Source organism: Flavobacterium sp., from assembly GCF_049240005.1.
Lineage (GTDB): Bacteria > Bacteroidota > Bacteroidia > Flavobacteriales > Flavobacteriaceae > Flavobacterium.
This window is the reverse complement of the sequence record NZ_JBMLTK010000110.1, coordinates 1-21,742: the sequence shown is the minus strand read 5'-3', so window position 1 is coordinate 21,742 and position 21,742 is coordinate 1. Positions and strand designations below refer to the sequence as shown.

The following is a 21,742-nucleotide window of genomic DNA, read 5'->3' as shown; positions in this document are numbered from 1 at the left end:
GCGGTTCTTCAAAATAAATGGCCAAAGCTTGCTGCTTGCAAATCGTTTTATCTGCGGCGAATCGTATTACGTGATCTATTGCTTGTGTTTTGTATTCGTTTTCTGCACGAAGCGATTTAACAACCGCATTGATATGATGCAAACTATCGCGATTTCGCAACAACCGAACACTGCAACTCTTACTTCTAATCAAGGTCTCCATGATCGATTGCTCGGATAATTTCGTGCACAAAGCAATCAAATCGGCTTCGCTGGTTTTACTTAATCGGCAAATTTTGGAAATATTTAATTTTACACTGCCTTCAAATATTCCGGGATGCAAGCGTAAAATGGCTTCTAACGGAGCTGCCGCTGCATTGTGCACACTCATGTAGCGCAGAACTTCTCTAGACTCAACTTTAAACTGTGCCTGTATTTCGGTACGCGTTTGCATATCGAATTGAATGAACTGCATGCGATCGAGAAAGCGGAGCGAGTGAAACACTTTGATCGATGCAAGCTGGTATTTGTCTGCGAAAGCATCGACGTCTAAACCATATATTTCTCCGGCTCCGGTTCCTTCGGCAATCACAAAATACCGGTGTAAATTATCGTACACCAATTTCACAAAAGCTTCATCGGGCAAGCTGGCTAAAAATTGCGCTTTAACTCGGTGGATATCGGCGGCTCCGTAGAGCATCACCGCAAATGCTTCGTTTCCATCACGACCCGCACGTCCAATTTCTTGGTAATAGCTTTCCATGCTGTCGGGCAAATGCACGTGAATGACGCTTTGCACATCGGGTTTATCGATTCCCATTCCAAAGGCCGAGGTGGCAACAATAGCTTGCTTTTTATTGTCGGTCCAAAGTGCCGCGTTTTCTATTCGTTGATTTTCGGGCATCCCGCCGTGGTAGGCAGTTGCCGTTACACCGAGTTGTTCTAAAGCAGCAGAAAATTCGGTGCATGCGCGTCGGTTTCGAACGTAGATAATCGCCGAACCGCGGTATTTTTTTAGGATTTGTACGATTCGGTACAGTTTATCTTCACATTCCCAAACAATAATGTTGAGGTTTGATCGAAAAACACTGCTTGTAAAAAGTTTCGGATTTTTGAGTCGGAGTTTCTCGCTGATATCAGCTTTAACTCGAGGCGTGGCAGTGGCTGTAAGCGCAATCAGGGGTGCTTGTGGCGCGTATGCTCTAATCTCCGGAATTTCTAGAAATGCCGGACGAAAATCGTGTCCCCATTGCGAAATACAATGTGCTTCGTCTACAACAATCAGTGAGATAGGTAACTGCGCAAGATGTCGGCGAACTTCTTCGTTGCTAAGCTTCTCTGGCGAGAGATAAAGTAATTTGTAGTTTCCAAATCGGCAGCTATCGAACATTCGTGTCAGCTCGCTTTTTGGAATGCTGCCGCTAATTTGCATCGCTTTAATGCCTTTATCGCTTAAACTATTGACTTGATCTTGCATCAGCGAGACTAAGGGCGATACTACAAGAGTGATTCCGTTTAGAAGCAGTGCGGGAAGTTGATAGCAAAGCGATTTACCGCCGCCGGTTGCCATAAATACCAGTGTATCGTTTCCGTCGAGAACACTTTCAATGGCTTCGCGTTGATTTTCGCGAAAGCTGGTTTTATTCCAATACTTTAAAAGAGTTTGACTTACGACAGACAATTTCAGCTGTTTTGGGTGATAAATGCAACACGTTCATCGATGCTTCCAAAAGGAACAGTTTGAAGTTCATAACCAAAACGTTCGTACGTATTTACCAAGATTTCGCCGATTTCTTTTGCTTCGGAATAACTTTCGTAGCGTTCGTTATCGTTTCGGTAAATAGCTTCCCACGGCGGAAAAAAGAAAATTTGGTCGTAACGGTAGGTATTACACGCATCGATAAATTCTTTTGGGTAATGGTCGCCGATGTAATCCAAATAGGCCAAGACATCGGGGATACCACGGTCGAAAATAACTGCATTTTTTGATTCTTCCCGTGCTTGGTGGTGCTGTTTTATGCGTCCTTCGAGAAGGATACGGCTAAAGTGCAGCGGTTCGGCAATCCACAATTGGTCGATACCTGCTTTTTGAGCCTCGAGTGTAACTTCTCGCGACACTTCTTGATAGCAAGTAAATCCGAGGTTTTCTAGCGATTCTAACACTGAAGTTTTTCCACTTCCGGGTCCGCCAACAAGCGCAATTAGTTTTGGTTTAGTCTTCATAATCAATAGGTGCAAAGGTATAAATTTGCGTTGTTTTGTTTTCCATAATCATTCTAAATGCGAAATTTTCTGCTTCAAAACAGAACTTTGCGCCTTTTTCGAGCATTTACTGCGCCTCTTTGTTTTTGGATGCATTTTGAGCTAACAGAATGTCATTTTTAACTGATGGTATGAAAAGTTATTCTAGGATCTTTACATTGTAAATATCTATATTTCAATAATTTGAATGCGAATATTTAATCGTTTTTACACATAAAAGTTGCTTTAGGATTACACCTAAGTTTTGGTATCTTTGCCGTTATTAATGTCATGGATAGTAAGACAGAAGAATTTTACAAACGTTTAAAGTTGGAGCTTGAAAACGGGGCTACATATCCGTTGCCGTATCTGTTTAAGTTTATTGTTCCAACAAGTAATCACAATATTGCGCGGGTAGAGTCGGCTTTCGATTTAATGGGTGCCGTTATTCAAACCAACACGTCAAAAACCGGGAAATTTACTAGTGTTTCCGTTTCCGTGACCATGCCTAGTTCGCAATCTATTATCGATAAATACATCGAGGTTTCCGATATCGAAGGAATCGTATCTTTATAAGTATGAACAAAACCTACATCAAAGAGAATGCTGCCGACGTTGTGCATCATTTGGAATACAATTCGGAGCGTCAGCATTTGATTATCCCTGAATACGGACGTCATTTGCAAAAGTTGATCGATCAAGCAACGCAGATTGAAGATCGCGCCGAACGCAATAAAGCAGCGAACTACATCATCAATGTAATGGGAACATTAAATCCGCATCTGCGCGACGTTCCCGACTTCCAGCACAAGCTTTGGGATCAGATTTTTATCATGTCGGATTTTAAACTCGACGTTGATTCGCCGTATCCGGTTCCGAGTCGCGAAGTACTGCAATTGCGTCCAGATCCCATGCCGTATCCGCAGAATTTTCCCAAATACCGCTTCTACGGAAATAACATCAAATTCATGATCGATGTAGCAAACTCTTGGGAAGAAGGCGAAATGAAAAGTGCGTTGGTGAAAGTAATTGCCAACCACATGAAAAAGATGTATTTAAGTTGGAATAAAGACACCGTTAAAGACGATGTTATCTTCGAACATCTCTATGAATTATCCGACGGAAAGATAAATCTTACAGGCGGCGAAGAAGAGTTGGTGCATTCTATCGAACTAATCAAAACCAACCAACGCATGTCGAATAAGGTGTATACCGGACAGCCTAAACACAAAAACAAAAACGGTAAGAATTTTAAAAATCGCAAACAACAATAGCTAAATGGGAGTTTTCAAAATAGAAGGCGGACATTCCTTAAAAGGTGATATTACGCCACAAGGCGCCAAGAACGAGGCTTTACAAATTTTATGTGCAGTTTTACTTACTTCGGAAGAAGTTCGGATCGATAATGTTCCGGATATTATCGATGTAAATAAGCTCATTACATTGTTGGGAAATTTGGGTGTTAAAATAACCAAGCACGGAAAAGGCTCGTTTACCTTCAAGGCCGATGAGGTAAATGTTGGCTATTTGGAAACCGAAGCTTTTAAAAAAGAAGGTGGTTCGCTTCGTGGTTCGATCATGATTGTTGGACCGCTTTTAGCTCGTTTTGGTCGCGGATACATTCCAAAACCAGGTGGCGATAAAATCGGACGTCGACGTTTAGATACCCATTTCGAAGGTTTCATAAATCTTGGAGCGAGTTTCAGATACAATCGCGAAGATCATTTTTACGGTGTAGAAGCGCCGAATGGCTTAACAGGTACCTACATGCTTTTAGACGAGGCATCGGTTACCGGAACAGCAAATATTGTTATGGCAGCTGTTTTGGCGAAAGGTACAACTACCATTTACAACGCTGCTTGTGAACCGTACCTGCAGCAGTTAGCGAAGATGCTCAATTCTATGGGGGCAAAAATTACCGGTGTAGGTTCGAATTTGCTTACCATTGAAGGTGTTTCCGAATTAAAAGGTTGTACGCACCGCATACTTCCAGATATGATTGAAATTGGCTCGTGGATCGGCTTGGCTGCGATGACCAAAAGTGAGATTACCATTAAAAACGTAAGTTGGGATAATTTAGGTGTTATACCTAATACGTTCCGTAAGCTCGGAATTACTTTAGAGCGTCGTGGCGATGATATTTACATTCCGGCACATACCAACGGATACGAAGTTAAAACCGATATCGATGGCTCTATTTTAACGATAGCCGATGCACCTTGGCCAGGCTTTACGCCCGATTTATTGAGTATCGTTCTTGTTGTTGCCACGCAAGCCAAAGGCGATGTATTGATTCACCAAAAAATGTTTGAAAGCCGCTTGTTCTTTGTAGATAAGTTGATTGATATGGGTGCGAAAATTATGTTGTGCGATCCGCATCGCGCGGTTGTTATCGGACACGATTTTAAATCGCAATTAAAAGCTACTACAATGTCGTCGCCGGATATTCGTGCGGGAATTTCGTTGTTAATCGCTGCCTTATCGGCGAAGGGAACCAGCACCATCCAAAACATCGAGCAAATTGATCGCGGCTACGAAGATATCGAAGCACGTTTACGAGCTATTGGAGCAAAAATTGTACGCGAGTAATTTGGTTTCACTACTGCCGGTTTGCTTTTGCAATGCTCATATAAAAGTACTTTTTTAAAGTCTTTTACCACCGAAAAGATGTTCAGTACTTAAGTTAAAGCAGAAAATTCAAAAAAATAAAAGCGGATGCTTTCGAAAGAAGTCATCCGCTTTTTTTGCTTCCGCGTAAGCTTCGGTTGTTTCGAAATCATACGCTGCATGTAATTCGTTCTTAAGCAGCGCGTTTTGACCAAATAGAGTAGTGGCTATAAAAAACGCAAATAGGAAGAATACATTTTTCATAGCCACATTTTTTTAATCTACGAAATCTAAAAATTTTAATCCGAATATGATGCCGTCGCCGACAAATCCGCCTTGGTATGAGCGTACATAATCGAGACGTAGTTGGCGAAACTTCCCAAATCCAAGTTTATCTAGACCGATTGAAAATTCTTGATACGGTTTGCGGTCCGGAACGGCTAATTGGTGCGCTCCGAGGATTAAGTTAGTCTTGAGTAAATTCAACAAGGGTATTTTATTGATGAAGTAACCTGCATCGTTGTATTCGGCGTGAAATTCTGCGTAACTGTTGTTTGTACTTGCATCATAATACGGTAATAAATTGAAAACGTTCAGGTAGCGTCCACCGCCATTGACATTTGTTTGATTGCCGTTAAAATGTTGGTAATCGATAAACGAGATATTTTCAGCATTAAACAACTTCCCGCCTTTGAGGTTCACTGCGAAATTTCCTTTGTTTTCCAGATTAAGATCGTAAAAAATACGACCAGAAACTTGCGAATAATTAAAGTTGGAATCGCTGCCTGCAAATGCGTGTAGATAATTGAAGAAAAGGGTTGGATAATCGGAATCGCGGATTTGAAGTCGGCTATCAGGACGTGTTATATATTTCACACCGAAGTTATAGCTCATGCCCAGCGAGACTTTCGCTAAGCTGTGTCGTTCGAATGCAAGGGCATCATCTGTTGGATTTAACGGATTGTTCGAAAGATAGGCATCGTCATTTTTAATCAGCGTGTAATCTGTATTGTTTTGAAGCGCACGTCTTTGCGACCACTCTGATCTGAGTGAAGCATAAAAGCCTGGTGCTAGGTATCGGCCAAATGATGCTGAAACAAACTCTCTGTTGTAGAGTTTCATAAAGTTGTTTTTAAAGAACAAAGTGGCCACCATGTTTACCAATGGCGTGATGGGTTGCGCGCTATTAAACTGCTCGGTAACAACGCCTGCTTCAATAAACAAGGCATCGTAGTTAATTCGGTTGAAAAACTGTGAATAGCGCAACGTATAACGCAGTCGATCTTCTGCGAAACCATAATTCAGGTTAAGTTTTAAAGACATGTATCGACCCGATTCATCGTTTTCTGGTTCTTTTACAAACCCAAATCCGCTGTTAACGGTATATCCTTGAACGGTGTTGAAACCGTAGCTAAATGGAGATACAACGCCGTCGTAACTAAATCTATACTTTTTGTAAGAGTTTCTGTAAGTATAACCCATTAAGATATCGAATGGTTTGAATTTGTTGCGTTTACGGTCGACTGAGTCAAGATAGGTTTTCGAATTTCGGACGGTCGAAATACTGTCTTTTTTCTTGTAATCCGTCATTTCTTCATTGGTAAGCGGGATGGGTCGAAACTGATTCCAGTACGCATCGTCTTTTTTATTCGATTCTTTTTCTACCACAACCATTTCTCTACCAAATAATTTGCGGTCATTTGGGAGTTCAAATTCGTAATTAGAATAAACGTAGCTAAATTTTCCATTGAACTTAATTCCAAAGGCGCCTGCTTGGAATTCTAACGATTGGACGTTTTTACTCCACAAATTATTGGCCTGACTAAATGAGAATTGTTGCTTTATTGTAAGGTTATCGATAAACTCTTGGCGCATGCGGTAGCCTTTTGTGGTCAGGTCAACAGCGTAAATAGCGTATGAATCGTCAACAATATAAATAAAACCGTCGAATGTTGGTTCGCTGTCTCGCTTACTGCTAACTTGAATTTTGTAAATCATCTGTTTGGATTCATCTTGAAAACTACCAACGATTTTGTATTTGTAGTAGCTAAACGCTTCGCTGCTAATTGGCGAGATCATTGCAGTTCCGAAACGAATGGTATTGTCGTAGAAATCGTACGATGTACTTCGAGCCGTGTTGTAGCTGTAGCCGTTATCGTTGCCGCTTACTTTTGAGGCAATGATGGTTTCTTTCAGTTGGTCGGGCTTCTGAAATGCGATTTTAGAAACTGTTTCGCTGAGATAAATGATTCCGCTGCCGGTAGAATCGACCATACCGTCGAGATCTCCAACTTCTTGCCCAAATATTTTTTTAGGTAAATCTTTAATTTTGAACATACCACGAGAGTAAAAATCTGCTGTAAACTTTGCGGTTCGTTCCGAATTGCTTTTACGTGCTTTTATGGCCTCGCGTATCATTTTATCCGCCGGATTTTCTTTAGCATTAATCACAACTTCTTCTAAGTTCAGCTCCTCTTCAACCATAACGACATTCTGGATGATAACTTGGTCAGAAACTTGAACAGTTTTCTTTAGTGTTTTATAGCCAAGTAATTGGTAAACAATAGTGTATGTGCCTGGTTTGCTGATTTGAAGAAAGTAGTTTCCCTGTTCATTTGCAGAAGTTCCGTTATAGGTACCCTCCAGCAGAACACTCACGCCTGGTAGCGGAGCGCCCGATTTTTCGGTTATAGTACCTTTAATCTGTGCGAAGCTAAACGAACAGAACAGAAGAAGTAATAGAGCGATTTGTTTTTTCATGATTTTGATGATTATTGTTGTGTTTTTGAAAGATGGTCAATTGCTAAACGATAGCCGTCGAGTCCGCAGCCAGAAATAACGGCGATACAAACAGCACTCAAATACGAATGGTGTCGGAACGATTCTCGAGAATAAATATTAGATATGTGTACTTCAATTGCGGGCAGTGCTACAGCTTTTATGGCATCGGCTATTGCGACAGAAGTGTGGGAATAGGCGGCAGCATTGATCACTATAGCCGTCGCTTTTTTCCCGGCTTCTTGAATGAAATTAACCAATTCGCCTTCTATATTCGATTGGCGATATTCAAGTTTTGTTTCCGGAAACTGCTGCTGCAACTTCTCCAAAAACAGCTCGAAACGTTCTGAACCGTAAATCTCAGGTTCTCGAGTTCCAAGCAGATTTAAATTGGGACCGTTAATAATGTATATCATTGGGGAGTGTTTTCGAATTCCAAAAATGCATAAAAAAACCCGTTAGTCACGGGTTTTTAATAAATGTTACGCGATTTTTCGATTTAAAACTTATACCCAAGACCTACTTGGATTGTGGTGTTTGTAATTTCAGCTGTTTTTGACGCCTCAGTTAATCCAAATACATAGCGGGCATGAGCCGAAATGTTATCTGTAATGTTGTATCCTAAACCAGCAATCGCTGAAAAATCAAAAGTCTCGGTTTCAAATTGATTTTCAACATTGTCGTTTACAAGAAGTCCGAATTGAGGCCCAACTTCTATACTAAAGGTTTTTGAGGTCAAATAAAATTTGGCTAAAATGGGTACATTGATGTAATCCAAATTAAAGTCGTCACCGCTATCTACAGAAGCACCTTGCGACGAATATAAAACTTCGGGCTGAATGCTGAGGTTCTCAAATAAACTCACCTCTGCAAAAGCTCCTACATAAAAGGAAGTACGAATACTCGATTCTATATTATCCCCATTTACATTAGAAAAATTTGCCCCTCCTTTAACACCAAAATCTAGAGTCTGAGCCTGAATAAAGCTAGAAAACGCTAACAAACCGATAATGCAAAGTTTTTTCATAATACATTTTGTTTAAGTTATAATCAAAACTACCCAAATACACTTGATAACATTGTTAAAAATTAACTAATTTCAATTGTTAATAACCTTGTTGATAACTGTTGCTAAATTAATTTTAAAACATACTTTCTATGCACATACCTTTGACTAACTAAAAAAACTAAACAAAAATGAAAAAAATTATTTTTAGCGTTATTGCGCTTGCCGCAGTATCATTTGCAAATGCACAAGATGAAGCTGGTTTTGCTAAAGGAGATTTATTCGTAACAGGGTCTTTGGGTTACTCTACAGAAAAAACTGGAGATCTGAAAAACGATGAATTATTTGTAGCTCCTGCTTTGGGTTATTTCGTAAGTGAGAACATCGCTGTGGGTGCTCGCGTTGGTTACGGTACGTCTACTATTACAGATGAGACAACAGGAGCAGATATCGACACCAACATTCTTACTTTCAGTGGTTTTGGTCGCTACTACACAACTCCAGCTGCAAACTTCTCTTTCTTTGTAGAGGCAGCTGCAGGTTACAACAGCATCGAAATTGCTGATTTGAAGTCGAATGGTTTCAATATCGGAATTGCACCTGGTATCAACTATTTTGTTGCTAAAAACTTCTCAATTGAAGCTACGGTAGGTGTATTAGGTTACTCTACTATCAAACCAGATGCAGATGGAGCGGAGTCAACCGACACATTCCAACTTGGTTTAGATTCTACAAACCTAACTTTTGGATTAAACTACAGATTCTAATCGAATCTTATCTTAAAAGAAAAGACGATCGTTTGATCGTCTTTTTTTTTGCCTTTTTTGGGCGTTCGAGCAGGCTTTTCGCTGCAATATCGTTTGTACTTTTTGCAAATGCCTGTCGCTTTACCGGCTTTCGCTGTCGCCGGTAAAACTTCCGGCATTTTCCAATAAGTACGGCACTTTATTTCCGCTGCAATCCTTAACGCAGCAATCGTTTCCCCAAAATCGTTCTTTTCTAAAATTGGAAACCTACGCCCACTTGAAGCACCGAGTTTTTAACATCAACATCTTCTATAATATCTGTTAATCCGTAATTATATCTTCCGTAAAGGAAAAAACCTGCATCCGATTTGAAGGTTAAGCCACCTACAACAGAAAAGTCGTAATCGGCCGCTTCATCAATTTCAAAATCCCCTGGGTTGTTGTTCGGATCGGTGTCAATTTCTTCATTCGCTTTAAAGCCAAATTGCGGTCCCGCTTCAATAGACAAGCCTTTTAACAGATATATCTTTGCCAATACCGGCACATTGATATAGTCTAGCTGATACTCAATTTTGTCGTTTGCCCCACCACCAAAACCGCTAAACTCAGATTCAAATCCTTGGCTTGAATACACGGCTTCAACCTGCAAGGCAAAACGACTTGTGATTGGAAACTCCGCGAGTGCACCTACGTGAAAACTGGTTCGAGCATCAGGTGAGTCGAAATCGTCTCCCGTTACGGTTGCGTAATTTAATCCGCCTTTTACACCAAAATTAAACGACGAGCTCGGAGTAGTACTGTCTTGTGCAACTGCCGACTGCACAAACACGGCGAATACCAATGTTCCTAAGATTTTTAAACTTTTCATAATTGCAATTTTAAGATTACCCGACAAAGGTATCGGCAGTACTGAGCTGCCGCTTTATGTCATTTACGAAAAGAATTGTACAATTTCCGAACGATTTACTAGCTTCGCTGCATGGTTAATTGGGCTTCCTACATAAAATCGTACACCGATTATCTACGGATTGAACGCGGGCTTAGCGCCAACACGCTCGTAAATTATCGTTTCGATCTCGAAAAACTGACGCGCTATCTGGAACACAACAACATGAATATTTCGCCAGTAGCAATCGAAGCTGCCGATTTAGAGGCCTTTCTTTACCACATGGCGCCACAAATTAATGCCCGTAGTCAGGCGCGGTTGATTTCAGCCTTGAAAAACTTCTTTAACTTTCTTGTTTTTGAAGAATACCGAAAAGATTCGCCGATGCAACTCATCGAAGCGCCGAAATTGGGACGGAAACTGCCCGAAACTTTATCGCTAACCGATGTTAATAATCTGGTGAACGCTATCGATCGAAGTACTGCCGAAGGCCAACGAAATGTTGCCATACTCGAAACGCTGTACGGTTGCGGCTTGCGTGTTAGCGAAGCGGTTACGCTACGACTGTCCGATTTGTTTCCGCAAGAAGGTTTTATACGTGTTGTTGGCAAGGGCGATAAACAGCGATATATTCCTTTAGCCGACGCTACCTACAAGTTTATTCGCATTTACATAGAAACGATTCGAAAACAGATGAATCCAACGAAAGGAGATGAAGATATATTGTTCTTGAATCGTCGAGGTAAACGACTAACACGCGCCATGATTTTCACGATCATCAGACAAGCCGCCGACCGCGCAGGTATAAAAAAAGTGATAAGTCCGCACACACTTCGCCACTCCTTTGCCACGCATTTACTTGAAAATGGTGCCGATTTGCGCGCTATTCAATTGATGCTCGGACACGAATCTATTACCACCACCGAAATTTACGTACACGTCGATCGAAGTCATCTTAAAAAAACAATCGAAGCTTTTCATCCGAGAAAGTAAATTTATACTCTGTTTTGCAGTAACTTTCCTTAAGTTTGCTATTATCTTGTGAAAAAACATGACACGAATATCTAAAAGCTGTGTTGGAATAGCATTAACCGCTGTTTTCTTTGTTTTAATTCTTTCGACTGTAGTTTTTATTTTGGAAGGAAAGAACGAGTCTGCTTACGGACAAAAAAAGATAGTTTTGGCAAGCGGAGTTACCATTACTGCATCACCCTGCAGTTTTTTTGATTTCAGAAAAAACTTGTACTACGTTTCGTGGAATCAAGTTAAAGTAAAGAACGGTAGAATAGACCGTACTGTTGGATTAATTCTTAAGGGCGAGCCACTCAAAGATAAACTCCGAATTAAAGTGGGTGAATTTGAAAAATTCGATCTTCATATTCTAAAAAAAGAAGGTGAGTTAACCGAGAATGAAGCTTTATTAGCTCTTCAACGTGCGGGTTTACTGGAGCGCGTAAAAAAATGATTTTTCTGAAAAAACTAAACTCAAGTTTAAATCAAATTAGCAGCATATTTTTATAAAATTAAGTATATAGCTGTATCATCGTAAACTTTTTTTGTTTATTTGTGCGAATAAGTAAACGATATACCATAAATGTCTGAATTTCGGCAATCCGAAGAAATGTTCCGCGATCAGCGCGAAGCTTTTTTAAGTAAGCTATTGTCGCAAATTCCGGATTTGATTTTTCAGATGACTGCTCATCCCGACGGTCGTATAACTTTTCCATTTCTCAGCGACGCCGTTTACGAACATTTTGAACTCACTAAGGATGAAGAAGATTTGTATGTAAACGAACTTCTTGGTTTAAAGATTATAGACGAAGATTTGCCCGGCTTTTTCGACTCCCTAGCTGAGTCCAAAAAAACCTTACAGCCCTGGAATTTCGAGTTTCGCAGTCGTTTGCCCATCAAAGGTCTTAGGTATTTTCGCATTCGTGCTACGGTAGAACGCGATGCGAACGATTGCTATCAATTTTACGGACGTGTAAACGATAACACCACGCAACGCATTCAAGCTTTAAAGTTGAAAATTTCAGAAGAACGCTATCAATTTGCTTTGGAAGCTTCGTCGGAAGGAATTTGGGATTGGGATGTACTTTCAGACACAGTTTTCTTTTCTTCACAATCCATGAAAATGCTCGGATTCGAAGAAAAAGACGTGGTATTACAACGAACTTTTTGGGATAGCCGACTGCATCCCGACGATCGCGAAACGTATCAAAACGACATCGACAAACATTTCGAGGGAGCTACGCCGTATTATGAGAATTTACAGCGTATTATGGACTTCAACGAGCATTATAAATGGATTTTAAGTCGCGGGAAAATCGTATTTCGCGATTCCGGTGGAAAACCAAAACGCGTAATTGGAACGCACACCGATTTCAGTTTTCGCATCAAGCAAGAAGAAGAGCTTAAGAAAACTTTAGAAATACTCAGCGAACAAAATAAACGATTGCTGAATTTTGCACACATCGTTTCTCACAATTTGCGCAGTTACGCCGGTAATTTTGAAATGCTACTCGATTTGTATGACGAAGAAACCGATGAAGAAATTCGCAACCAAAGTTTGATGTTTTTGCGGTCAAATTCGCGCGAGCTTTCCCAAACAATCGATAATCTGAAAGCTTTGGTCGATATCCATTCCGACTTAAAGCCGATCAGACGCCATCTAAATCTGGCAGAGTATGTACATAAAATGATTGCCTTACTCAGCGAAGAGTTTGCTAAACACGAAGTTGAATGTGTTGTAGATATTCCATGCGACTTCACAGTACTGTATAATCCGGCTTATTTAGAGAGTATTTTGCTGAATTTCTCCACCAATGCAGTCAAATATTCACACCCAAATCGCAAGCCTTTGATTAGATACGAACTAAGTTATGAAGATGGAAAAAGCGTTCTTTCGATTAAAGATAATGGCTTAGGAATCGATTTAAAATTGCATCAGAACAGTATCTTTGGAATGTACAAAACCTTCCATAAGCATCCTAATTCGCGTGGTTTGGGACTGTTTATGTCTAAAAATCAGATTGAAGCCATGGGAGGAACGGTTAAAGTGAACAGTGAAGTTAATGTAGGGACGGAGTTTAAAATTTATTTCAATGAGTAATGCGAAAAAAATCTATATCGTCGACGACGACAAGATTTATCACTTTATACTAAAAACGTTTTTTAAGAAAAATAACTTAAATGTAGAACCCGAGTTCTTTGAGAACGGCTTAGAAGCAATACAATATCTTAAAACACAATTAAAAGCAGGAAGTGAAATTCCCAAGACAATACTCTTAGATTTAAACATGCCCATTATGGATGGTTGGCAATTTCTAGAAGAGTTTCGAAATTTAAAAAGCCAACATGATTTCGCAATTGATGTGTATGTAGTGACTTCATCTAACGATCACAGCGATCTAGAAAAAGCTGGGAAGTTTGAAAACGAAATCGTAAAGTACCTCTTGAAACCAATAAACGATTCGCTTTTAGAGATTCTATCCTAAATAACCCCAAGATTTCCAAAGTAGTAACGAATTAAAATTCCCACTGATCAGTTGATTTTTAAACAAAGCGCCGTATTTAAATTCTAGTGCGCAATTCTGCACATCTTTTTACCTTTGCGCCATGCCGAAAGAACTGCTCGTACAAGTAACACCTGAAATTGCCGCAAATCCAGAATTGATAAAAAGTCATACTGCTCGATTGTTGCAACTACCAGCAAGCCAAATACAGTCGTGCGCTGTTTTAAAACGCTCTATTGATGCGCGACAGAAGCAGATAAAAATCAATTTAAAACTCGATATCCGATTCGTTGGTGAGGCACCTTTCGAGCGCCTAATTACTTTACCCGATTATAAAAATGTAGCTAATTCGAAACCGGTTGTAGTTGTAGGTGCTGGTCCAGCCGGATTGTTCGCCGCTTTACAATTAATAGAATTGGGTTTAAAGCCTATAGTTATTGAAAGAGGTAAAGATGTGCAGGCGCGTCGTCGAGATCTAAAAGCTATAAATCGCGATCATCTGGTAAACGCAGAGTCGAATTACTGTTTTGGCGAAGGTGGTGCAGGAACGTATTCCGACGGGAAATTGTACACCCGCTCCAAGAAACGTGGCGACATCGATCGTATTCTCAACCTGCTTGTTGCATTTGGTGCTACACCCGAAATATTGGTTGAAGCACATCCGCATATCGGAACCAACAAGCTTCCACAGATTATTAAGGATATTCGCGAATGTATTATCGCTCACGGCGGAACAGTGCTTTTTGAAACGAAACTTACCGATTTGATTGTAGAAAATAATCGGGTTAGGGGAGTGGAAGTAAATGATAATCAGCGAATTGAAACTGAATCTGTTGTTTTAGCAACTGGACATTCAGCCCGAGATATCTTCGAGCTTCTTCATCGAAAGAAGATTTTGATTGAGGCGAAACCTTTTGCTTTAGGTGTTCGAATCGAGCATCAGCAACGTTTAATTGATCAGATTCAGTATTCCTGCGACGATCGTGGGCCGCTGTTACCACCTGCTCCTTACAGTATCGTAAAACAGATAAACGGCCGCGGAATGTACTCGTTTTGTATGTGTCCGGGCGGCGTTATTGCGCCTTGTGCAACGGCTCCCGGCGAAGTGGTTACCAACGGTTGGTCGCCTTCGAAACGCGATCAAGCTACGTCGAACAGTGGTATTGTTGTAGAGCTGGGATTGGAAGATTTCAAACCTTTTGCCAAATTTGGAGCCTTGGCCGGATTAGAGTTTCAAAAACAAATTGAACAACAAGCATGGAAATTGGCGGGCGAAACGCAGCGCGTACCAGCACAGCGTATGGCCGATTTTACCCAGGGTAAAGTATCTGCCGACATTCCAAAAACCTCCTACGTTCCCGGAACAACTTCAGTCGAATTAGGCGAAGTTTTTCCAAAATTTATAACAGAAACGCTGCGTGCCGGATTTATTGAATTCGGAAAAAGTATGCGCGGTTATCTGACCAATGAAGCCATTTTGCATGCACCAGAATCGCGAACTTCAAGCCCGGTGCGAATTCCAAGAGACGCCGAAACGCTGCAGCATCCCGAAATTTCAGGCTTGTATCCTTGCGGAGAAGGTGCGGGTTTTGCAGGTGGAATAATTTCTGCAGCTATTGATGGGGAAAAATGTGCCCGAGCGATCGCATTACATCATTGATTTAAGTCTCGCACAGTTTTTTCAGGTTTGTTTTTTAGTAATCGGTTGTGCTGTTCATTTGGGTACGGGTGAATTTCAAAAAACAAATGTTGTGAAAAGCCTAAATAAAGAGTTTTGAACAATGCGGTATTGGTATCTTTGTGAAAAGTTAAATTATTTTACAAATCAATCTTAGAATTCTAGTCGATGCCAGAAGAGTTAGTTATTTTAGTAGATGAAAACGACGTACAAATTGGCTTAATGCCAAAGCTTGAAGCCCACGAAAAAGCCGTTTTACATAGGGCATTTTCTGTTTTTGTGCTGAATGCTAAGAAGGAAGTAATGTTGCAACAACGAGCGGCACACAAATACCATTCGCCTTTACTTTGGACAAATACTTGCTGCAGTCATCAGCGTGAAGGCGAAACCAATATTCAGGCCGGAACTCGCAGGCTGCGGGAAGAAATGGGCTTTGAAACGCCACTAACCGATGTCTTTCATTTTATTTACAAAGCGCCATTCGATAACGGACTAACCGAGCACGAACTCGATCATGTTTTAATTGGCTTTTACGAAGAGGCACCAGAAATTAATCCCGATGAAGTAGCCGATTGGAAATGGATGTCTATTGAAGCCATCAAAACCGATATGCAAGCACAACCCGAGCTATATACAGCTTGGTTTAAAATAATTTTCAACGAATTTTATCACTACTTCGAAACACATAACATCACAAATTCATGAGAGTTACCGTAAGCCGACACGCACATTTCAACGCCGCGCACCGTTTATACAGAAAAGATTGGACGTTCGAGAAAAATCAGGAAGTTTTTGGAAAGTGCAATAATCCGAACTATCACGGTCATAATTACGAGCTTATTGCAGCTGTTACCGGTGAAGTAGATCCCGAAACAGGCTATGTGATCGATGTTAAGATTCTAGCAGATATCATCAAGGCAGAGGTGGAACAAAAGTTTGATCATAAAAACCTAAATTTGGACTGCGAAGAGTTCGCAAATTTGAATCCAACGGCCGAGCATATTGCTTACGTGATTTATCATAAGGTAAAACCAAAGCTGCCCGAGCACCTCGATTTGAATATCACACTTTATGAAACACCACGAAATTTTGTAAGTTATGACGGAAGGTAATTTCCAATCCTATCCACTTTTTTTTCATCCGATATTTCAATACCGTATTTGGGGAGGAGAAAAATTAAAAACGCTTTTCAATAAAGCAATTCCAGACAACAGAACCGGTGAAAGTTGGGAACTTAGCGGTTTAAAAGAAGCGCCCAGTGTTGTTTCCAATGGCGTTTATTCGGGAAAAAACATCAACGAATTGCTGGAACATTTTGGGGTTGAGATCCTCGGAGAATCCGTCGTAGAAAAATACGGCAACCAACTTCCGTTGCTTTTTAAGCTACTAGATGCTCGCGAACAGCTTTCCATTCAAGTACATCCTAACGATGAATTAGCCCAGCAGCGCCATAACAGCTTCGGGAAAACCGAAATGTGGTATGTAGTGCAAGCCGATAGCGGATCGGAGCTAATAGCCGGATTCGAAAAAAATACTTCAATAAACGAATTCAAATCAGCGCTAGATTCCAGTACCGTCACACAATTGATGCGTCACCACGAAGTGCAACAAGGCGACACCTTTTTTCTGGAAACGGGAACTGTTCACGCGATTGGTGCAGGAATAGTCATTGCCGAAATACAGCAAACATCTGATATTACGTATCGAATTTATGATTTCGATCGCATCGATCAAGACGGTAAAAAACGGCAGTTGCACATCGAAGAATCGCTCGATGCGATAAATTTTAATGCCAACAACCCGAAAGTCGGCAAGAGTGCAAAAGCAGCAAATATTCTCGTGGAGTGTCCGTATTTTAATACGTACGAGGTTCATTTAAGAACGGGTGCAAACTACATCGTTGAAAAACGAGGCGTTTTTACAGCGTTTATGCTTGTTAGTGGTGCGATCGACGTTTATTTTAACGATCGTGTTATTGGTGTTTCAGCGGGTCAAACTTTCTTAATTCCTGCTGCAATCAACGACCAAATTATCTTTAAAGGAGCGGGCACATTTTTAGAGGTTTTTGTTGGAAGCTGATTCTGAACAATAAAAGTGTACCTTTGCCGCCAAATTAGCTGAAATTATTATGGCAAACGTTAGAAATTTAAAGAAGGATATCAATTTTGTATTGGGAGATATCATTGAGGCAGTGTATTTAAATGAGATCGCTACTGCAGGAAAACCAACTGTAGAATCAAATGCAATTATCGAAGAAGCACTTGCTGCTTTCGACCATTTGATCGCAAAAGTGAATGCAAAGAATGTGGAAAATAAAAAAGCGCATTTCAAACAAATTAATGCCGAATTAGAACAAACTGCAAATCAATTGATTACTAAAATCAACGCTTTGGCGTAGTTTTTTCTGAAAAAAAATCTCAAAATTTTTTTGCAAATATCAAATCCGCCCCTATATTTGCACCCGTATTGAGATGCCGGTGTAGCTCAGCTGGCTAGAGCAGCTGATTTGTAATCAGCAGGTCGTGGGTTCGAGTCCCTCTATCGGCTCAATCGCAAGGTCGCCCAAAAGGCGACCTTTTTTTATTACCTCTTGTCGGTTTTAGATCTTACAAAGTTCTTTTTATACAAAAGCTGAAAGCAACTGAGAGCATTTATAACTGCAAAAGCCCGGTAACTTAGATTTGCCATTAGCGAAAATTCTTGCAAAATCGCGTTTCTACGCAATCGCAAACTTAAATAGATGATTGGTTGAGAATTTAGCGACTAGCTTAAATACTATTATATCTCAGATATAATTAGTTCAACTAACGTTAAATTATCTCCTGCCCAATAATCTTGTACTCGAGTTTTCGTTACTTTTAACATTGATACCGCATAAAAGTATCTTGTGTGTAGCTTATGAACGACGAATTGTTACGAAATAAAATTATTGCCTTTTTTAGCGGTATCGACACGTACTACGGCGTAAAGCTCGAGGTTACCGAAAGTATTTATACGGCTTTTCCCGATGTGACAACTACCGACGGAACTTGGAATTTATCCGAGTTTGTTTTAGCGAATGCAGCGTACCGAAAAGACGGCAATCGGTTTATGATTGAAGGTAGCGGCAGGTATATCGAGTTTGCTGCCTTGCAAATTATTGGATTTACACAATCGGGCCGACACAAATATGAAATCGTAGAACAATACGGAACCAGCGTTTTTCGTGTTACGAAATTGCGATTTTTTGATCGGTATTGATACCCTTTTTCACTCACGTTTATTTGGAAACGTTTTTCCCAGCCCCGACAGCCGCGAAAAGCGCGCAAAATAAAGCCAAGCTATTTTGCTGGAAGCTGTGGCGACCAGCGGAAGCCACGTGCTGAACACACAAAATACTTGGTTTTATTGCGTACTTGAAGCAAATGGCGGGATTAGCTGCCAAAAAATTAAATCCGCAAATAAATAATTATCTAATTGTTTCGGTTAAAAATCGACCGTAATTTTCAATTGTCCTCCTAAACCATCTCGGATGATTCGCAACAACGTTGAAAGCCGAATGTCGCTCGCATCGTTTTCAATACGCGAAATATAGTTTTTGGTTGTTCCGCATTTTTCGGCCAGCTGTTCTTGCGTCAAACCTTGTTCTTTACGCAATTCTTGGAGCATCACACCGAGTTTAAAAGCTTCGAATTCGGCTTCATAAAGATCTCGCTCTGCAGTACCTTTTTTTCCGTACTGTAAATCCAAATGGGCAGAAAATGAAGTAAGCTGATTTGTAGCGGCAGTATTCATAGTTTTCGGTTACTTTTTAAATTCCTCATAGTATTCTTTTCTTAGTCGTAAAGCTAATTCTATCTCCTTTCTTAGAGTTTTTAAAGTCTTCTTCTGGAAGCCATTAACTAGAATGATCAAATTTCCCTCATCAAAAAAACTAAAAACTCTATAGATGTTTGACTGTACTTCAACTCTAATCTCATAAATTCCCTTAGTACCAGAAATGTGTTTAAAATACTTCTCTGGCACCATATCTATTGTTGCAATTAGTTGCAGTGGGTAGTTAAATTTTCTCTGTACTTCAGCTGTTTGTGCAGTGAAAAATTCGAGATAGTAAGCTCGAAAGTAAAATATATTCCGATTCATTCTGTATGGCGAAAAGTACAAAGTTACCTATTTAGGCAACAAATTGTAAATAAAATTTTATGTAAACCGATTTTCGTTAGTTTGAAGTTATTGAAGGATGATTATGTTTTGAAAATAATAAGACTTAATGAAGCAATGATTTTAGTGTTGATTGGAACATACCAATTGAAAGAGTTGAAATAAACTAGCTTGTTGCCAAAAAAATGAAGAAAAAATAATTATTTAAAAGTAGTTTTAGTCAACGTACCTATTACCTTTTCCTAGGTTACAACTACTGCATGTTGTTTGAAGATTTTCAAGAGTTGTTAATCCGCCTTTCGAGAATGGAATTATGTGGTCTAAGTGTAACTTACATGCTAAATCTAAAGCAGGACTACTTCCACATTTAACACATCTAAATCTGTCTCGTGATAATACTTTGTAGCGTAATCCAAGAGGAATGTCTCTTCTATTTATTTGTTTTATTCTTTCTGTTTTTGTCACTATTTTATGTTCATAATTTAACTCTTTTTTAAATGTTGAATTATCATTATCCATAAAATCGATAAATGCCTTTAAAGCAGAACTCCACTTACCCCATCTTTTCTCATATGCTCCAACGGAAATACCTGATGGTGGAGAGTCCATTTCCCGATAATAAGGTTGCCTGCCGTAATGAGTCCAAACTAGAAGTAAATTTTCGAAGTAATCTTCCAGCGTGTAGCGTTTAGCCATTTTCACTTCTTGTAGCCCCGCCATTTTTAATGCCTCTTTCCAACTTCCGAAACGTCTGCATATAGAAGATGCACTTAAACCAGAATTTTTATTGAAATCTGTTTGCGATAGCTCATCTTTATCTAGTTTTTTTGCTATCTTCTTTAGTTCACTTATTAACTCTGAATCAAGTAACTTTTTAGCAACTTGATTTTTCATTTTTATTGATACGGTTCTTCCGCTGTATCGATTTTCTAGACCAAATTCAATCAATACTTGTTCCCAAGAACCGAACTTTTTTGTCAACGTGCTTGATGAAATTTTCGATAAAGAATCAAATTTCTTTTTTGAAATTACGGCATCAGAAATAAGATTTGCAGCACGAATTACTTCGTTTTTTATTTCGTCGTAAGTCGCTCCATTAGATAGCCTTTCCAGTTCAAATTTCATCTTAATTGCTAGTTTAAAATTTTAAGAAAAGTAAAGAGAAGCTATTTTTTTCATGAAAAATTAGCTTAACCTTTTAAATTATGAGTTATTTTTTTGAGATTAAAAAAATCGATTACTCCGCCTGAGGCGCTACACGAACCAAGCCGTCGTCGTCGATTTTCGTTAAAATCACCGCTTCCAAGACATTGGCAAACTCCGGATTCCAAGGCTTTTTTACCTTCACGTAGTTTTCCGTAAATCCGTGCATGTAACCCGAACGATTCTCGGTTTCCCACAAAACAGTGCGCTTGGTGCCTAATTGCGATTCGTAGAACGCGCGACGCTTTTTAACTGACAGCCCGCGCAACATTTTACTTCGCTTAGCACGTACGGCAGTATCAACCACATCGCTCATTGCGGTGGCTTCTGTGTTGTCGCGTTCCGAGTACGTAAAAACGTGTAGGTACGAAATGTCCAAGTCGCTCAAAAACTGGTAGGTTTCCAAAAAGTGGGCATCGGTTTCACCCGGAAATCCAACAATAACATCCACACCAATACAAGCATGCGGCATCACCTCGCGAATCGCTGTAACGCGGTCTTGGTAAAGTTCGCGCAAGTATCTGCGTTTCATTTTTTTCAAAATGTCGTTGCTGCCCGATTGTAGCGGAATATGGAAATGCGGTACAAAAGTCTTGCTTTGCGCGACAAACTGAATGGTTTCGTTTTTGAGTAAGTTTGGTTCAATCGACGAGATTCTCAAACGCTCAATTCCCGTAACCTCATCTAAAGCTTGCACTAATTCTAAAAAGGTGTGTTCGTGCTTTTTATTTCCGAATTCTCCTTTGCCGTAATCCCCAATATTTACGCCGGTTAACACAATTTCTTTGATGTCTTGTGCGGCAATTTCAGCGGCATTTTTCAATACGTTTTCCAAGGCATCAGAACGCGATATTCCTCGCGCCAACGGAATCGTGCAATACGTACATTTGTAATCGCAACCGTCTTGCACTTTAAGAAATGCCCGCGTACGATCGCCAATAGAGTAGGAGCCTACGTAAAAGT

Annotated in this window: 24 protein-coding genes and 1 tRNA gene; 15 read left to right on the top strand and 10 right to left on the bottom strand. The window is 40.1% G+C overall.

Translation table 11 applies throughout. The annotated features are described in order from the left end of the window. Together ACOVQQ_RS11265 and ACOVQQ_RS11260 are read right to left on the bottom strand one after the other, a co-directional pair. Positions 1-1,660 (bottom strand): RecQ family ATP-dependent DNA helicase (locus tag ACOVQQ_RS11265; protein WP_421818285.1); only part of this gene is annotated, 1,660 nt, incomplete at its 3' end. 2 nt (positions 1,661-1,662) lie between these two features. Beyond that, positions 1,663-2,202, bottom strand: a complete 540-nt coding sequence (locus ACOVQQ_RS11260; RefSeq protein ID WP_421818284.1) for an AAA family ATPase — start codon at positions 2,200-2,202, stop codon at positions 1,663-1,665. A 309-nt stretch (positions 2,203-2,511) separates the two neighbouring features. On the opposite strand from ACOVQQ_RS11260, the gene ACOVQQ_RS11255 reads away from it, so the two are divergent. Genes ACOVQQ_RS11255 through murA form a run of 3 tightly spaced genes read left to right on the top strand, consistent with a single transcriptional unit; the run spans position 2,512 to position 4,809 of the window. Beyond that, complete coding sequence (locus tag ACOVQQ_RS11255; RefSeq protein ID WP_094485610.1) at positions 2,512-2,796, top strand: DUF493 family protein; 285 nt, start codon at positions 2,512-2,514, stop codon at positions 2,794-2,796. Positions 2,797-2,798: 2 nt separating this feature from the next. Further along, on the top strand, positions 2,799-3,494 hold the full coding sequence (locus ACOVQQ_RS11250; RefSeq protein WP_421818283.1) for a DUF4290 domain-containing protein: 696 nt from the start codon (positions 2,799-2,801) through the stop codon (positions 3,492-3,494). Between the two features lie 4 nt (positions 3,495-3,498). Continuing rightward, positions 3,499-4,809, top strand: coding sequence for a UDP-N-acetylglucosamine 1-carboxyvinyltransferase (murA, locus tag ACOVQQ_RS11245; RefSeq protein ID WP_421818282.1), 1,311 nt, complete (start codon positions 3,499-3,501; stop codon positions 4,807-4,809). A gap of 294 nt (positions 4,810-5,103) precedes the next feature. Here the strand turns inward: murA and ACOVQQ_RS11240 are convergent, their stop codons facing one another. From ACOVQQ_RS11240 to ACOVQQ_RS11230, 3 genes are all read right to left on the bottom strand, one after another. Next, a complete protein-coding gene (locus ACOVQQ_RS11240; protein ID WP_421818281.1) occupies positions 5,104-7,587 on the bottom strand; it encodes a DUF5686 and carboxypeptidase regulatory-like domain-containing protein in 2,484 nt (827 codons plus the stop codon). A gap of 11 nt (positions 7,588-7,598) precedes the next feature. Then, positions 7,599-8,021 (bottom strand): type II 3-dehydroquinate dehydratase, encoded by a 423-nt coding sequence (gene aroQ / locus ACOVQQ_RS11235; protein ID WP_421818280.1) that lies wholly within the window; start codon positions 8,019-8,021, stop codon positions 7,599-7,601. 83 nt (positions 8,022-8,104) lie between these two features. Continuing rightward, entirely contained in the window at positions 8,105-8,632 is a 528-nt protein-coding gene (locus tag ACOVQQ_RS11230; protein WP_421818279.1) for a porin family protein, read from the bottom strand. Between the two features lie 170 nt (positions 8,633-8,802). On the opposite strand from ACOVQQ_RS11230, the gene ACOVQQ_RS11225 reads away from it, so the two are divergent. Next, positions 8,803-9,378 carry an outer membrane beta-barrel protein gene (locus ACOVQQ_RS11225; protein WP_421818278.1) on the top strand — a complete coding sequence of 192 codons (576 nt, stop codon included), beginning with the start codon at positions 8,803-8,805 and terminating at the stop codon, positions 9,376-9,378. A gap of 232 nt (positions 9,379-9,610) precedes the next feature. Here ACOVQQ_RS11225 and ACOVQQ_RS11220 read toward each other — a convergent pair whose 3' ends face one another. Beyond that, positions 9,611-10,225, bottom strand: a complete 615-nt coding sequence (locus ACOVQQ_RS11220) for a porin family protein (protein ID WP_421818277.1) — start codon at positions 10,223-10,225, stop codon at positions 9,611-9,613. 111 nt (positions 10,226-10,336) lie between these two features. Between ACOVQQ_RS11220 and xerD the strand changes: the two genes are divergently transcribed. From xerD to ACOVQQ_RS11165, 11 genes are all read left to right on the top strand, one after another. Further along, on the top strand, positions 10,337-11,236 hold the full coding sequence (gene xerD, locus ACOVQQ_RS11215; RefSeq protein WP_421818276.1) for a site-specific tyrosine recombinase XerD: 900 nt from the start codon (positions 10,337-10,339) through the stop codon (positions 11,234-11,236). A 58-nt stretch (positions 11,237-11,294) separates the two neighbouring features. Then, positions 11,295-11,708: a hypothetical protein gene (locus ACOVQQ_RS11210; protein WP_421818275.1), complete on the top strand. Its 414-nt coding sequence runs from the start codon at positions 11,295-11,297 to the stop codon at positions 11,706-11,708. A gap of 129 nt (positions 11,709-11,837) precedes the next feature. Then, a complete protein-coding gene (locus ACOVQQ_RS11205) occupies positions 11,838-13,355 on the top strand; it encodes a sensor histidine kinase (protein WP_421818274.1) in 1,518 nt (505 codons plus the stop codon). Beyond that, on the top strand, positions 13,348-13,740 hold the full coding sequence (locus ACOVQQ_RS11200; protein WP_421818273.1) for a response regulator: 393 nt from the start codon (positions 13,348-13,350) through the stop codon (positions 13,738-13,740). Before ACOVQQ_RS11205 ends, ACOVQQ_RS11200 begins: the two co-directional genes overlap by 8 nt. Positions 13,741-13,861: 121 nt before the next feature. Then, positions 13,862-15,418, top strand: a complete 1,557-nt coding sequence (locus tag ACOVQQ_RS11195) for an NAD(P)/FAD-dependent oxidoreductase (RefSeq protein WP_421818272.1) — start codon at positions 13,862-13,864, stop codon at positions 15,416-15,418. Between the two features lie 186 nt (positions 15,419-15,604). Next, positions 15,605-16,141: an isopentenyl-diphosphate Delta-isomerase gene (idi, locus tag ACOVQQ_RS11190; protein ID WP_421818271.1), complete on the top strand. Its 537-nt coding sequence runs from the start codon at positions 15,605-15,607 to the stop codon at positions 16,139-16,141. Continuing rightward, positions 16,138-16,548: a 6-pyruvoyl trahydropterin synthase family protein gene (locus ACOVQQ_RS11185; RefSeq protein ID WP_094484879.1), complete on the top strand. Its 411-nt coding sequence runs from the start codon at positions 16,138-16,140 to the stop codon at positions 16,546-16,548. Before idi ends, ACOVQQ_RS11185 begins: the two co-directional genes overlap by 4 nt. After that, the gene (locus ACOVQQ_RS11180; RefSeq protein ID WP_421818270.1) at positions 16,535-17,515 is read left to right on the top strand and encodes a type I phosphomannose isomerase catalytic subunit; all 981 of its coding nucleotides are present in this window, start codon (positions 16,535-16,537) and stop codon (positions 17,513-17,515) included. The genes ACOVQQ_RS11185 and ACOVQQ_RS11180 overlap by 14 nt, the downstream gene beginning before the upstream one ends. Positions 17,516-17,564: 49 nt before the next feature. Further along, the gene (locus ACOVQQ_RS11175) at positions 17,565-17,834 is read left to right on the top strand and encodes a hypothetical protein (RefSeq protein ID WP_298144895.1); all 270 of its coding nucleotides are present in this window, start codon (positions 17,565-17,567) and stop codon (positions 17,832-17,834) included. Positions 17,835-17,909: 75 nt separating this feature from the next. After that, positions 17,910-17,983 (top strand) — tRNA-Thr (locus ACOVQQ_RS11170). A 351-nt stretch (positions 17,984-18,334) separates the two neighbouring features. After that, positions 18,335-18,676, top strand: a complete 342-nt coding sequence (locus ACOVQQ_RS11165) for a hypothetical protein (RefSeq protein ID WP_094487430.1) — start codon at positions 18,335-18,337, stop codon at positions 18,674-18,676. Positions 18,677-18,901: 225 nt separating this feature from the next. Here ACOVQQ_RS11165 and ACOVQQ_RS11160 read toward each other — a convergent pair whose 3' ends face one another. From ACOVQQ_RS11160 to ACOVQQ_RS11145, 4 genes are all read right to left on the bottom strand, one after another. Then, positions 18,902-19,210, bottom strand: a complete 309-nt coding sequence (locus ACOVQQ_RS11160) for a helix-turn-helix domain-containing protein (RefSeq protein WP_094487428.1) — start codon at positions 19,208-19,210, stop codon at positions 18,902-18,904. 9 nt (positions 19,211-19,219) lie between these two features. Beyond that, on the bottom strand, positions 19,220-19,558 hold the full coding sequence (locus tag ACOVQQ_RS11155) for a type II toxin-antitoxin system RelE/ParE family toxin (protein ID WP_421818269.1): 339 nt from the start codon (positions 19,556-19,558) through the stop codon (positions 19,220-19,222). Positions 19,559-19,792: 234 nt separating this feature from the next. Continuing rightward, complete coding sequence (locus tag ACOVQQ_RS11150) at positions 19,793-20,701, bottom strand: homing endonuclease associated repeat-containing protein (RefSeq protein ID WP_421818268.1); 909 nt, start codon at positions 20,699-20,701, stop codon at positions 19,793-19,795. A gap of 112 nt (positions 20,702-20,813) precedes the next feature. Then, on the bottom strand, positions 20,814-21,742 hold a 929-nt coding region (locus ACOVQQ_RS11145), incomplete at its 5' end, for a MiaB/RimO family radical SAM methylthiotransferase (protein ID WP_421818267.1).

Excerpts from the sequence above, each read along its gene's own strand:
- ACOVQQ_RS11260 (WP_421818284.1), bottom strand. The coding sequence starts at position 2,202 with ATGAAGACTAAACCAAAACTAATTGCGCTTGTTGGCGGACCCGGAAGT.
- ACOVQQ_RS11255 (WP_094485610.1), top strand. The coding sequence starts at position 2,512 with ATGGATAGTAAGACAGAAGAATTTTACAAACGTTTAAAGTTGGAGCTT.
- ACOVQQ_RS11250 (WP_421818283.1), top strand. The coding sequence starts at position 2,799 with ATGAACAAAACCTACATCAAAGAGAATGCTGCCGACGTTGTGCATCAT.
- murA (WP_421818282.1), top strand. The coding sequence starts at position 3,499 with ATGGGAGTTTTCAAAATAGAAGGCGGACATTCCTTAAAAGGTGATATT.
- ACOVQQ_RS11240 (WP_421818281.1), bottom strand. The coding sequence starts at position 7,587 with ATGAAAAAACAAATCGCTCTATTACTTCTTCTGTTCTGTTCGTTTAGC.
- aroQ (WP_421818280.1), bottom strand. The coding sequence starts at position 8,021 with ATGATATACATTATTAACGGTCCCAATTTAAATCTGCTTGGAACTCGA.
- ACOVQQ_RS11230 (WP_421818279.1), bottom strand. The coding sequence starts at position 8,632 with ATGAAAAAACTTTGCATTATCGGTTTGTTAGCGTTTTCTAGCTTTATT.
- ACOVQQ_RS11225 (WP_421818278.1), top strand. The coding sequence starts at position 8,803 with ATGAAAAAAATTATTTTTAGCGTTATTGCGCTTGCCGCAGTATCATTT.
- ACOVQQ_RS11220 (WP_421818277.1), bottom strand. The coding sequence starts at position 10,225 with ATGAAAAGTTTAAAAATCTTAGGAACATTGGTATTCGCCGTGTTTGTG.
- xerD (WP_421818276.1), top strand. The coding sequence starts at position 10,337 with ATGGTTAATTGGGCTTCCTACATAAAATCGTACACCGATTATCTACGG.
- ACOVQQ_RS11210 (WP_421818275.1), top strand. The coding sequence starts at position 11,295 with ATGACACGAATATCTAAAAGCTGTGTTGGAATAGCATTAACCGCTGTT.
- ACOVQQ_RS11205 (WP_421818274.1), top strand. The coding sequence starts at position 11,838 with ATGTCTGAATTTCGGCAATCCGAAGAAATGTTCCGCGATCAGCGCGAA.
- ACOVQQ_RS11200 (WP_421818273.1), top strand. The coding sequence starts at position 13,348 with ATGAGTAATGCGAAAAAAATCTATATCGTCGACGACGACAAGATTTAT.
- ACOVQQ_RS11195 (WP_421818272.1), top strand. The coding sequence starts at position 13,862 with ATGCCGAAAGAACTGCTCGTACAAGTAACACCTGAAATTGCCGCAAAT.
- idi (WP_421818271.1), top strand. The coding sequence starts at position 15,605 with ATGCCAGAAGAGTTAGTTATTTTAGTAGATGAAAACGACGTACAAATT.
- ACOVQQ_RS11185 (WP_094484879.1), top strand. The coding sequence starts at position 16,138 with ATGAGAGTTACCGTAAGCCGACACGCACATTTCAACGCCGCGCACCGT.
- ACOVQQ_RS11180 (WP_421818270.1), top strand. The coding sequence starts at position 16,535 with ATGACGGAAGGTAATTTCCAATCCTATCCACTTTTTTTTCATCCGATA.
- ACOVQQ_RS11175 (WP_298144895.1), top strand. The coding sequence starts at position 17,565 with ATGGCAAACGTTAGAAATTTAAAGAAGGATATCAATTTTGTATTGGGA.
- ACOVQQ_RS11165 (WP_094487430.1), top strand. The coding sequence starts at position 18,335 with ATGAACGACGAATTGTTACGAAATAAAATTATTGCCTTTTTTAGCGGT.
- ACOVQQ_RS11160 (WP_094487428.1), bottom strand. The coding sequence starts at position 19,210 with ATGAATACTGCCGCTACAAATCAGCTTACTTCATTTTCTGCCCATTTG.
- ACOVQQ_RS11155 (WP_421818269.1), bottom strand. The coding sequence starts at position 19,558 with ATGAATCGGAATATATTTTACTTTCGAGCTTACTATCTCGAATTTTTC.
- ACOVQQ_RS11150 (WP_421818268.1), bottom strand. The coding sequence starts at position 20,701 with ATGAAATTTGAACTGGAAAGGCTATCTAATGGAGCGACTTACGACGAA.